The 11,080-nt window shown below is 68.0% G+C and carries 11 protein-coding genes; 9 read left to right on the top strand and 2 right to left on the bottom strand.

From position 1 onward, the window contains the following. Positions 1 to 110: 110 nt before the first annotated feature. Positions 111 to 764 carry a YceH family protein gene (locus tag ACVOMM_RS10505; RefSeq protein ID WP_481526203.1) on the bottom strand — a complete coding sequence of 218 codons (654 nt, stop codon included), beginning with the start codon at positions 762 to 764 and terminating at the stop codon, positions 111 to 113. A gap of 99 nt (positions 765 to 863) precedes the next feature. Here ACVOMM_RS10505 and ACVOMM_RS10500 point away from each other — a divergent pair, with 99 nt between their 5' ends. The 5 genes from ACVOMM_RS10500 to plsB all read left to right on the top strand — a co-directional run bounded on the left by ACVOMM_RS10500 (position 864) and on the right by plsB (position 7,448). Then, positions 864 to 1,781, top strand: coding sequence for a 5'-nucleotidase, lipoprotein e(P4) family (locus ACVOMM_RS10500; protein WP_128987646.1), 918 nt, complete (start codon positions 864 to 866; stop codon positions 1,779 to 1,781). Further along, entirely contained in the window at positions 1,778 to 2,503 is a 726-nt protein-coding gene (gene pyrF / locus ACVOMM_RS10495) for an orotidine-5'-phosphate decarboxylase (protein ID WP_180876196.1), read from the top strand. The genes ACVOMM_RS10500 and pyrF overlap by 4 nt, the downstream gene beginning before the upstream one ends. A 219-nt stretch (positions 2,504 to 2,722) precedes the next feature. Then, positions 2,723 to 3,544 (top strand): serine protease, encoded by an 822-nt coding sequence (locus ACVOMM_RS10490; protein WP_065182122.1) that lies wholly within the window; start codon positions 2,723 to 2,725, stop codon positions 3,542 to 3,544. A 314-nt stretch (positions 3,545 to 3,858) separates the two neighbouring features. Beyond that, the gene (locus ACVOMM_RS10485; RefSeq protein ID WP_053516063.1) at positions 3,859 to 4,812 is read left to right on the top strand and encodes a hypothetical protein; all 954 of its coding nucleotides are present in this window, start codon (positions 3,859 to 3,861) and stop codon (positions 4,810 to 4,812) included. Then, the gene (gene plsB / locus ACVOMM_RS10480) at positions 4,812 to 7,448 is read left to right on the top strand and encodes a glycerol-3-phosphate 1-O-acyltransferase PlsB (RefSeq protein ID WP_065174083.1); all 2,637 of its coding nucleotides are present in this window, start codon (positions 4,812 to 4,814) and stop codon (positions 7,446 to 7,448) included. The genes ACVOMM_RS10485 and plsB overlap by 1 nt, the downstream gene beginning before the upstream one ends. Before the next feature lie 122 nt (positions 7,449 to 7,570). Here the strand turns inward: plsB and ACVOMM_RS10475 are convergent, their stop codons facing one another. Beyond that, a complete protein-coding gene (locus ACVOMM_RS10475; RefSeq protein WP_053516066.1) occupies positions 7,571 to 7,774 on the bottom strand; it encodes a YdcH family protein in 204 nt (67 codons plus the stop codon). Between the two features lie 91 nt (positions 7,775 to 7,865). Between ACVOMM_RS10475 and ttcA the strand changes: the two genes are divergently transcribed. The 4 genes from ttcA to ACVOMM_RS10455 are packed head-to-tail and all read left to right on the top strand — an operon-like array spanning position 7,866 to position 10,999. Beyond that, positions 7,866 to 8,786, top strand: coding sequence for a tRNA 2-thiocytidine(32) synthetase TtcA (gene ttcA, locus ACVOMM_RS10470; RefSeq protein ID WP_481526202.1), 921 nt, complete (start codon positions 7,866 to 7,868; stop codon positions 8,784 to 8,786). A 36-nt stretch (positions 8,787 to 8,822) separates the two neighbouring features. Further along, positions 8,823 to 9,728, top strand: a complete 906-nt coding sequence (locus tag ACVOMM_RS10465; protein WP_065174082.1) for a recombination-associated protein RdgC — start codon at positions 8,823 to 8,825, stop codon at positions 9,726 to 9,728. Between the two features lie 59 nt (positions 9,729 to 9,787). Next, the gene (locus ACVOMM_RS10460) at positions 9,788 to 10,567 is read left to right on the top strand and encodes a M48 family metallopeptidase (protein WP_053516073.1); all 780 of its coding nucleotides are present in this window, start codon (positions 9,788 to 9,790) and stop codon (positions 10,565 to 10,567) included. A gap of 36 nt (positions 10,568 to 10,603) precedes the next feature. Next, the gene (locus ACVOMM_RS10455; protein WP_481526201.1) at positions 10,604 to 10,999 is read left to right on the top strand and encodes a hypothetical protein; all 396 of its coding nucleotides are present in this window, start codon (positions 10,604 to 10,606) and stop codon (positions 10,997 to 10,999) included. Positions 11,000 to 11,080: the final 81 nt, after the last annotated feature.

Genomic DNA, 11,080 nt, shown 5'->3' with positions numbered 1-11,080 from the left:
GGGGGGGGGGGTTGTCTTTTGTGTGTTTTGTGGGGGGGGGGGGGGCGCCGCCCGCCCGCCCCGCCGGCGGGGGCGCGCCCCCCCCCCCCCCCCACTACCGGATGTGGACCTCAACCGCGCAGTTCTGCCAGTTGCGCCTGCAGCTCGGCCACGGCCGCTTCCAGCTGGGCCACGCGCTCGGCCAGGCCCGGGTCGACCGCATCGCTGCTGCCACCGCCGCTGCTGGCGTACTTCGCCGCCAGCGCCGCGCCGTCCACTTCACCGCACAGCAGGTGCATGTAGCGGTCCTCGCGCTGGCCGCTGGCGCGCGGCAGCACGATGAGCAGCGCGCGCTGCTGCAGGCGCTCGATGGCGTGGCGGGCTTCGTCCACATCGGCGAAGCGGTACAGGCGTTCGCTGCGCGTGATCAGTTCACCCAGCGTCTGCGGCCCACGCAGCAGCAGCATCGCCAGCAGCACGGTCTGCTGCCGGGTCAGATCCAGCGCGGCCTGCAGGCGATGCTCGTAGCGGTCTGCACGCGAGGAGAAGTGCTGGCGCGCCAGGCCCATCGACTCCAGCTGGCGCAGCGCGTGCTGGACACTGCCGGCGTCGATGTTCATCACCGGCTCGCGCGCGGTCTTCTGGTTGGCGGCCGACTGGGCGGCGTTGACCGTCAGCGGGTAGGTGTCCGGCGTGGTCGCCTCCTTCTCCACCAGGCAGCCCAGCAGGCGGGCCTGCACGGGGTCGAGCAGGGGACGGTCGGGGGTCTGGATGGCATCGGTCATGGCGGCCTCCGGGAAGGCATCGGGTCAACCGCCAAGCATAGCCGTCCCGATGGCGCCTTTGCCGGTAAAATGAGCCAATATCTGTTGCCGGTGAATGCCATGCGTCGTCCTGTTTCCCTGTCCCTCACCCTGCTCGCCACGGCGCTGCTGGGTCTGTCCGCCTGCAAGCGCGTCGAGACCCCGGCCACCGACGCGGCCGCTCCGGTGGCCCCGGCTGCCAAGACCGGGGCGGCCGGCGAAGCGACCGCCAACGACAACCTCAACGCGGTGCTGTGGATGCAGCGCGCGCAGGAGTACCGCGCGATCACCGAGCAGACCTACCGTGCCGCCGCCGACCGCCTGGACGGCGCGCTGAAGGAAGCCCACTGGGACGCGCTGGTGCCGGAAGAGCGCGGCAACGAGGCCAAGGGCCTGAAGCCCGCGGTGGTGCTGGACGTGGACGAAACCGTGCTGGACAACTCGCCCTACCAGGCGCGCCTGGTGCGCGATGGCAAGGAATACGACGAGCTGAGCTGGGACCAGTGGGTCGCGGAGAAGAAGGCCAAGGCGATTCCCGGCGTAGTCGATTTCGCCAAGGCGGCCAATGCCCGCGGCGTGACCCTTCTGTACATCTCCAACCGCGCCGTGCACCTGAAGGAAGCGACCCTGGCCAACCTGCGCGAGCAGGGCCTGCCGGTCGCCGATGACAGCGTGTTCCTGGGCCTGGGCACCGTGGTCGAAGGCTGCGAGCAGGCCGGCAGCGAGAAGAACTGCCGCCGGCGCCTGGCCGGGCAGAAGTACCGCGTGCTGATGCAGTTCGGCGACCAGCTGGGCGACTTCGTGGAAGTGACCGCCAACACCAATGAAGGGCGTGACGCACTGCTGCAGCAGTACCACGACTGGTTCGGCGAGCGCTGGTGGATGCTGCCGAACCCGACCTACGGCGGCTTCGAGCCGGCGCAGTTCAACAATGACTACAGCCAGTCGCGCCAGGCACGCCATGAGGCCAAGCGCGCTGCCCTGGACTACGCGCCGTGAGCCGCGCACCGCTGCCGCTGCGCGACGATGAGCGCCTGATCTTCGCGCTGGATGTCCCTGACCGCGTACAGGCACTGGAGTGGGTCGACCGCCTCGGCGAGAGCGTGGCCTTCTACAAGATCGGCATGGAACTGCTGGCGTCCGGTGACTACTTCCAGGTGCTGGATGAGCTGGCGCGCCGCGACAAGCGCGTGTTCGTCGATCTGAAGTTCTTCGACATCCCCGCTACCGCGGCGGCGGTGATCCGGCGGCTGTCGCAGTGGCCGGTCAGTTACGCCACCATCCACGGCTGGCATCCGGCAATGATGGAAGCCTGCGCCGCGGCCAGCACCGGCGACATGCGCCTGCTGGCGGTCACCGTGCTGACCTCGATGGGGCGTCCGGACCTGGCGCAGATGGGGATCGACCGCGAGCCGGTGGACGTGGTGGTCGAGCGCGCGTTGGCCGCGCAGGCCGCCGGTATCGACGGAGTGATCGCATCAGGCCAGGAAGCCGCGCCGATCCGTGCCGCGAGCGGTGCCGGCTTCTCGATCGTCTGCCCGGGCATCCGCCCCGGGGGTCCGGTCGGCGACGACCAGAAGCGTACTGTCGGCGTCGCCCAGGCGTTTGCCGATGGCGCCGACGCCATCGTGGTCGGTCGACCGATCCGCCTGGCGGCCGATCCGCAGGCAGCGGCGCGGTCGATCCAGCAGGAAATCGCGTCGGCTTTGGCTGCACGCTGAGTCCCGCACCAACAGCGATCACGGTGACATCATGAACGCCATCGCGCTGCATGCGGGATGGCGTTCGCAATTGTGGCTCCCGTAATGACGCGACCGTCCCCACACCGATGAACTGTGAGCCCGCTCGCAGTGCGCGGGGGTGGTCGCCCTTCCAATCGATGCACCGGCGTGGACCGCGGCTTCGCCGGTTCCAATCATCGATAGAGGGAGTACAAGGATATGTATCGCAGCACCTCTTTGCTGTTCGGTGGCCTGCTGGCCGCTGCCATCTTTCCTGCCACCGCAGCAGCGCCAGCGACCGGGTCGCCCCACATCATCGGCGGCGCCCCGGCCGTGCCCGGCGAGTATCCGTTCATGGTCAGCCTGCAGGGCCTGGAGCTGGGAGACAGTGACTTCGACCGCCACGTCTGCGGCGGCACGGTGATCTCGCCGTCCTGGATCCTGACCGCCGCGCACTGCGTACAGGGCAACTCGCCCGCGCGGCTGGCGGTGCTGGCCGGCAGCACCACGCTGGCCACCGCGCCATCGCCTCGAGCGTCCAACATCAGGGCGATCCACGTGCACCCGGCCTTCAACAGCGGCAACACCCTGGAGCACGACGTGGCCCTGATCCACCTCAGCGCGCCGCTGGCCGACGTGCAGCCGGTTGCCCTGCGCCTGCGTCCGGACGCCAGCTATCTCAAGCCGGGTCGTGATTTCACCGTGATCGGCTGGGGTGACACCGGCATCGATGACGACGTGATCTACCCGACCGAGCTGCAGGCGGTGCGGACGCCCTTCGTGCCCTTCACGCAATGCCAGCAGGCGTACGCCGGTGAGCTGGCCCGTGGCAAGGTGATCTGTGCCGGTCGCGAGGGCATCGACAGCTGCCAGGGCGATTCGGGCGGGCCCCTGCTGTTGCGCCTGCGGGAGGGCTGGACCCAGTTCGGCATCGTCAGCTGGGGCGAAGGCTGTGCCCTGGCTGGCTACCCGGGGGTTTATGCCCGAATCGCCGAAAAACATGCCGTGGATTTCATCGAATCGGTGTGGCAACGCGATTGATTCAATAAAATCAATAAGTTGAATAACATTACATCATGTGTTGCCTTAAGTTGTGCGGCGGCGTAGGATCGCGCCATCCGGTCTTCGGACCGGACCTGCGCCACAACACTGTCCTCCGGCCTCGAGCCGGCTTGAGGAGCCTGTGATCCCCGTGATCCGGGCTCTTTTTTTATCCCGGTGGCGGCGCTGGGGTCAGATCCCTTCTGCCGCAGCAGAGGGGATCTGACCCCCTTGGCTGGAAACCGTGACGTCCCGGCTTGCCGCTGTCACCTTGCAGGCCGCAAGATGCGGACCGGTCCGGGGAGTCCGAAGGCATGAGCACGGTAGTGCGAACGAAGTCTGCACGAGGGTGGGGGCTGGCGGCCATGGTGCTGCTGGCCGTGGCCGCGTGCCGCGAGCCAGGCAGTGATCCGGCCCGACCGGCAGCCGAACCGGTGGCCGCCGTGCAGGCGATGGCGCAGCGTCTGGCCGAGGACGATCTGCTCGGCTACGCGAAGCTGTCGGTGCCCCCCAGCCAGTACCAGCGGCTGCAGCAGGCCTGGGCGGACGGACACAGCCAATGGCCGCTGACCGAACTGCCGCTGGGTGACCAGCTGCTGCCGATGCTGGCCGCCCTGCGCAGGCCCGGCGCCAGCGCCGAACTGCAGCGCAGTTTCGACCGCCAGCTGGCCGGGCAGTCCGGCGCGGTGCGCCAGGCCGCGCAGTCGATGGGCAACTTCGGGGTGCAGTACCTGCGCCATCAGAAGGGATACACGCCCAGCCAGCAGGCCCACTACATCGCCCTGGTGGAGGCCCTGTCCGGCTGGGCGCAGGGCGCACCGATCAGCGATCGCGCACGGGCGCGCAGCAGCATCGCCGCGCTCGTCGGCGCCGCCACCCAGGTCGGCTTCGAGGATGATGCCGGCCTGCAGGCCGCGGGGATGGAAGGCAGCCTGCAGCAGCTGGCGCCGTTCATCCACACGCTCAAGGCCGTGCTGGCCAGCTACGGGCTGGGGGTGGACGAAGCCCTGCGCAGCATCCGCGGCGAAGTGCTGTCACTGGAGGGCGACAACGCGCTGGTCCGCCTGCAGTACGACCTGGCCGGGCGCGAGCTGACCCTGCAGCTGCCGCTGAGCCGGCGCGAAGGTCACTGGTACCTGACCCGCACTCTGGCCGATACCGACGCGATACTGCGCCAGGCCGACGCGGCCCGTGCGGCAGCCGCGCCCGCCCCGGCCGAACCCGCCGATGCAGGCGAAGAAGCGGCAATGCCGCCGCCTAAGCCATAATGGCGCCGATGTCGAAACAGAACCCGCTGCCGTTCCCCGGCGAAGAATCCCAGTCGACGCCCGCCGAAACGGCGCTGGCGTCCCCCTCGACCAGTACCGGCCCGAATCCGGTGCCGCCGCCCGTGCATGCCCGTCCTCCTGGCCGCCGCCCGCTGTGGGCACGGTTGCTCGGCCGCCTGGTCGAGCCGTGGCTGTCGCTGAAGATCGAACCTGAGGATCCGGGCCAGTACAACGATGGCCGTCCGGTGATGTACGTGCTGGAAGACTACGGGCTGTCCAACGCGCTGATCCTGGACAAGGCGTGCCGCCAGGCGGGCCTGCCGTCACCGCTGGTGCCGCTGGCCGGCGACCCGACCGGTCGCAAACGCGCCTACCTGGCACTGTCGCGGCGCAGTTCCAGCAACTCGCTGATTCCGGAACAGCGTGGCGCCAAGACCCATTCCGATTCGCTGGCCAAGGTCCTGCAGGCGCATCGCGTGCATGAGGATCTGGACGTGCACCTGGTGCCCGTGTCGATCTTCGTCGGCCGCGCGCCGGACAAGCAGAGCGGGTGGTTTGCCGTACTGTTCTCGGAGAACTGGGCGCTGGTCGGCCGTTTCCGCCGCCTGCTGGCGGTCCTGCTCAACGGCCGCAGCACCATCGTCCGCTTCGCTCCGCCGATTTCGCTGCGCTCCACCGTCAACGAGGGCCTGGAGCCCGAGCGTACGGTGCGCAAGCTGCAACGCGTGCTGCGCACCCATTTCCGCCGTATCCGCGAATCGGTGATCGGCCCGGACCTTTCCACCCGCCGCCTGCTGGTGGACCAGGTGCTGGCCGCCGAGCCGGTACGCGAAGCGATCGCCGCGCAGGCCAAGCGCGACAATTCCAAGCCGGCCGATGCCTGGAAGAAGGCGCATGCCTACGCCTGGGAAATCGCTGCGGACTATTCCAGCCCGGTGGTGCGCTCGGCCAGCTTCATGCTCAGCCATGTCTGGAACCGGATCTATGCCGGTGTGCTGGTTCACCATCTGGACAAGTTCAAGGCGGCCGCGCCGGGCCATGAAGTGGTGTACGTGCCCAGCCACCGCAGCCACATGGACTATCTGCTGCTGTCCTACCTGCTGTACGACCGCGGCATCGTGCCGCCGCACATCGTGGCCGGCATCAACCTCAACCTGCCGGTGGTCGGGACGCTGCTGCGCAAGGGCGGCGCGTTCTTCATCCGCCGCTCGATCCGCGGCAACGCGCTGTACTCGGCGGTGCTCAGCGAGTACGTCGCGCAGCTGGTGGCCGGTGGCTATTCCATCGAGTACTTCGTCGAGGGCGGCCGTTCGCGTACCGGCCGCCTGCTGCAGCCCAAGGGCGGCATGATCTCGATGACCCTGCGTGCCTTCCTGCGCCAGCCGCGCAAGCCGGTGTTGTTCCAGCCTGTCTACATCGGCTACGAGAAGCTGATGGAAGGCGGCAGCTACCTGGACGAACTCTCCGGCCGACCGAAGGAAAAGGAATCGATCTGGCAGCTGCTGTGGGGCATCCCCAAGGTGCTCAAGCAGAACTACGGGCAGGTGGTGGTCAACTTCGGCGAGCCGATCGCGCTGAACGACGTGCTGGCCGAGAAGGCGCCGGAGTGGAAGGGTGAGGCGGTGCCGGAAGACGAGAAGCCGGCATGGCTGTCGACCACTGTCGATACACTGGCCGAGCGCATCCAGGAACGCATCAATGGTGCGGCGGACGTCAACCCGATCAATCTGCTGGCATTGGCCCTGCTGTCCACGCCCAAGCATGCAATGGGCGAGGCGGACCTGATCGCGCAGATCGAACTGTGCAAGACCCTGCTGGTCGAGATGCCGTATTCGGACCGGGTGACGGTGACTCCGCATTCGCCGGAGCGGATCATCGCCCACGCCGAGGAGATCAACGTCCTCACCCGCATCAAGCACCCGCTGGGCGACGTGCTCAGTGTGAGCGGCGACACCGCGGTGCTGCTGAGCTACTTCCGCAACAACGTGCTGCACCTGTTCACCGCCTCCTCGTGGGTGGCGTGCTGTTTCCAGAACAACCGCCGCATGAGCCGCACCGGCCTGGTCCAGCTGGGCCGCACCGTCTACCCGTTCCTGCAGGCCGAGCTGTTCCTGCCGTGGACCGAGGACGAGTTCGCCCAGCGCATCGACCAGACCATCGACGTGTTCGTGCGTGAGGGACTGCTGCAGAACGTCAACGAGGACGATGGCGGCATTCTTGCCCGCAACACCGGGCAGACCGACGAAGTGTTCCGCCTGCGTGCGATCGGCCACTCCCTGCAGCAGGCCTTCGAGCGCTACTACATCGCCATTTCGGTGCTGGTGAAGAACGGGCCGGGCACGCTCGGCGCCGCCGAACTGGAAAGCCTGTGCCAGCAGGCCGCACAGCGCCTGAGCCTGCTCTACGCGCCGGCGGCACCGGAGTTCTTCGACAAGGCCCTGTTCCGCAGCTTCATCCAGAAGCTGCGCGAACTGCGCCTGGTATGGCCCGACGAGAACAGCAAGCTGCTGTTCGACCAGCGCCTGGATGCCTGGGCCAAGGACGCCAAGTTCATCCTCGGTCGCGAACTGCGCCACACCATCGAGCGGGTCAGCCCGGAAGCCGCACGCCCGGACGAGCCCGCGCCGCAGGATTGAAGGTCGCGCCGGGTCCTACGGTAGGTGTGGACCTTGGTCCACACACCTTCCAGTCGTGCCAACCCAGGTTGGCACCTACCAGGGCAGAGGCCAACCAAGGTGGGCACCCACCTGAACCCGTCTCACGCCGGCTCGTCGGGAATCTGCAGGCTTTCCAGCCGGGTGATGCAGTCCTTCAGCTGCAGCTTGCGCCGCTTCAGGCGTTTGGACTCGAGCTCGTCCTCGCCATTGGCCGCCATGCGGGTGATCTGTTCATCCAGCAGGCGGTGCTCGGCGCGCAGGGCGGCGAGGCGTTCGGCGATCTCGGCGGGGCTGTAGGTGTCCACAGCCTCCGAGCATACACAGCGATGATGACCACCGGGAGAGGGCCGGACCGTTCCCCGGCCGGGGCCGCTCCAAGCCGGTAGAATGGCAGGCATGAGTGCCGTGATCTCCCTTCCCGACCCCCTGCCGCGCACGCCCCGCGATCCGCGCGCGGCCGAGCGCGAGCAGCACAAGCTGGCCAAGCGCCTGCGCCGCCAGGTGGGCGAGGCGATCGCCGACTTCGGCATGATCGAGGCCGGCGACAGGATCATGGTCTGCCTGTCCGGAGGCAAGGACAGCTATACCCTGCTGGACATGCTGGTGCAGCTGCAGAAGAAGGCGCCGGTGCCGTTCGAACTGGTGGCGGTGAACCTGGACCAGAAGCAGCCGGGCTTCCCCGAGCATGTGCTGCCGGAGTACCTGGCCGGGCTCGGGGTGCCGTACCACATCATCGAGCAGGACACCTATTCGGTGGTCAGCCGGGTGATTCCGGAAGGCAAGACGATGTGTTCGCTGTGCTCGCGCCTGCGCCGCGGCGCGCTGTATCACCATGCCGAGACCCACGGCTTCACCAAGATCGCGCTCGGCCACCACCGCGACGACATGGTGGCCACGTTCTTCATGAACCTGTTCCACCACGCCAAGCTGTCGGGCATGCCGCCGAAGCTGCGCAGCGATGACGGCCGGCACGTGGTGATCCGGCCACTGGCCTACGTGCGCGAAGGCGACATCGTCGCGTACGCGCAGGCACGCCGGTTCCCAATCATCCCCTGCAACCTGTGCGGCAGCCAGGAAAACCTGCAGCGCCGCCAGGTCGGCCTGATGCTCAAGCAATGGGACAGGGACCATCCCGGCCGCATCGAGCAGATCGCGCGCGCCATGGGCCAGGTCCGGCCCTCGCAGCTGGCCGACACGTCCCTGTTCGACTTCATGGCGCTGGGCCGTCGCGATGACGCACCGCTGCCCGATGCCCATGCCTGGCTGGCCGGTACCCCGGTCGACGCCGACGCAGATCCCGAGACGCCCACCGCATAAGGTCGGTCGCCCTTTCTCTTTGCCATCCGGAAATCCATGTTCTTTCGCAACCTGACGTTCTTCCGTTTCCCGACCGCCACTGATTTTTCTGAAATCGATACGCTGCTGCCGCACGCCGTGCTCAAGCCGGTCGGCGCGCTGGAGATGAATTCGCGCGGCTTCATTTCACCGTTCGGCCGCGAGGAGAAGGAACTGCTCTCGCACCGCATCGCCGAGCACCTGTGGCTGACGGTCGGCGGCGAGGACAAGATCCTGCCGGCAGCCGTGGTCAACGACCTGCTCGAGCGCAAGCTGGAGGAGATCGAGGAAAAGGAAGGCCGGCGCCCCGGCGGCCGCGAACGCAAGCGCATGAAGGACGACCTGCTGCATGAACTGCTGCCGCGCGCCTTCGTGAAGTCCTCGCGCAACGACGCCTTCATCGACCTGCAGCACGGCTACGTCGCGGTGGATACGTCCAGCCGCAAGACCGGCGAGTACTTCATGTCCGACATCCGTGGCCTGCTCGGCAGCTTCCCGGCAATGCCGCTGAACGCCGAAGTCGCGCCGCGTTCGATCCTGACCGGCTGGATCGCCGGCGAACCGCTGCCGACCGGGCTCAGCCTGGGCGAGGAGTGCGAGATGAAGGATCCGGTGGAGGGCGGTGCGGTGGTCAAGTGCCAGCACCAGGAACTGCGCTGCGACGAGATCGACAAGCACCTGGACGCCGGCAAGCAGGTGACCAAGCTGGCGCTGATCTTCGAAGACAACCTGTCCTTCGTCATCGGCGACGACCTGATCGTGCGCAAGCTGAAGTTCCTCGACGGCGCCCTGGACCAGCTCGAGCATGCCGACGAGGAGGGCCGTCGCGCCGAGTTCGACGCACGGTTCGCCCTGCAGAGCGCCGAGATCCGCCGCCTGTTCCTGCTGCTGGAAGAGGCGTTCAAGCTCAGCAAGGCTGACTGAACAGGCACCGCGTGGGCCGCCGGTCATCCAGCGGCCCGAAGCAGCGCTATGCTGGCTGCATGAGCCGCCTGCTGCGCCGCCTGATCTCGCCCACACCGCCCGCCACCGTGCAGCGCGATACCGTTCGCCTGCGCCTGGAGGATGCCGAGATCGACGTGCTGCGCGTACGCGATCCGCGCGCGCGCCGCATCAAGCTCAGCGTCGACGAACGCGGCGCGCGCCTGACCCTGCCGCCGCGCGCCAGCCTGGTGATGGGCGAACGTTTCCTGGAGCAGCATCGCGACTGGTTGGCACTGCAGCTGCGCCAGTACCAGGGCCAGGGCCTGCCCGCACCGCTGCAGCCCGGCGTGGACGGAGTGCTGCCCCTGCGCGGGGAGCTGCTGCCGCTGCGCTGGCAGGAAGGCCGCTACGCACGCCTGGACATCGACGAGCACGGCGCCTGCCTGCAGTGGCCGACCCGTGCCGGTGACGCGACCCTGCGCCGTCTGCTGCGCGAGTTCTTCGAGGCGCAGACCCGCGCCGACGTGGGCCGCTGGCTGCCGCGCTACCTGCCCGGCCTGCCACGGGCACCCAGCCGCCTGCGCTTGAAGGTGATGTCCTCGCAGTGGGGTTCGCTGGCTCCCGATGGCAGCATGGCATTGGATCTTGCGCTGGTCCTGGGGCGTCCGCAGGCATTCGAGTATGTGCTGGTGCATGAGCTCTGCCACCTCATCCAGCCCAACCACTCGCCGGCGTTCTGGCAGGAGGTCGAGCAACGGTTCCCGGCCTGGCGTGAGCAGCGCGACTACTTCCAGCAGGAAGGGCGACGCCTGAAGGCGATGCTGAGGCAGCTGCTGTAAGCCATCACCCTGCCGGTCCGGCCGTACAATGCGGCCATGCCCGGCATGCTCAAGACTGTCTTTCTTTCCATCGTCGCCCTGGCTGGCGCGCTGCTCGCGCTTGCCCTGGTCACCAGTGCCGGTGGCTGGCTGCCTGCACTGCTCGGCCTGCATCCCGGCAGCGAAGCGCAGCTGGGCTGGGACCTGGCGTTCACCGTGCTCGGCGGCATCGCCGCGATCGCCTTCGCCACCTACTACGCGCCCTGCTGGCCGCGCGCGCACGGCACCTCGATCTGGTCGCTGCTGGTGCTGGGCGCAGGCTACGGCCTGTGGACGCTCGGCGCGGATTTCCCACGCTGGTTCGTCATCGGCCTGCTGGTATCACTGCCGGTGCAGCTGCTGCTGGGATGGGGGTTCGGACGCCGGCCCTCACGCATCGCAACACGGGCTTAACAATCTCCCACTAGGCTCGGTGCCCGCCGAACGTCGGCAACGCGGCGCAGGGGCCTGTACCCACGGAACCCGGGAACAGGC

It is taken from the genome of Stenotrophomonas sp. STEN009 (genome assembly GCF_056760395.1).
This window is presented reverse-complemented; position numbering and strand designations above follow the sequence as displayed.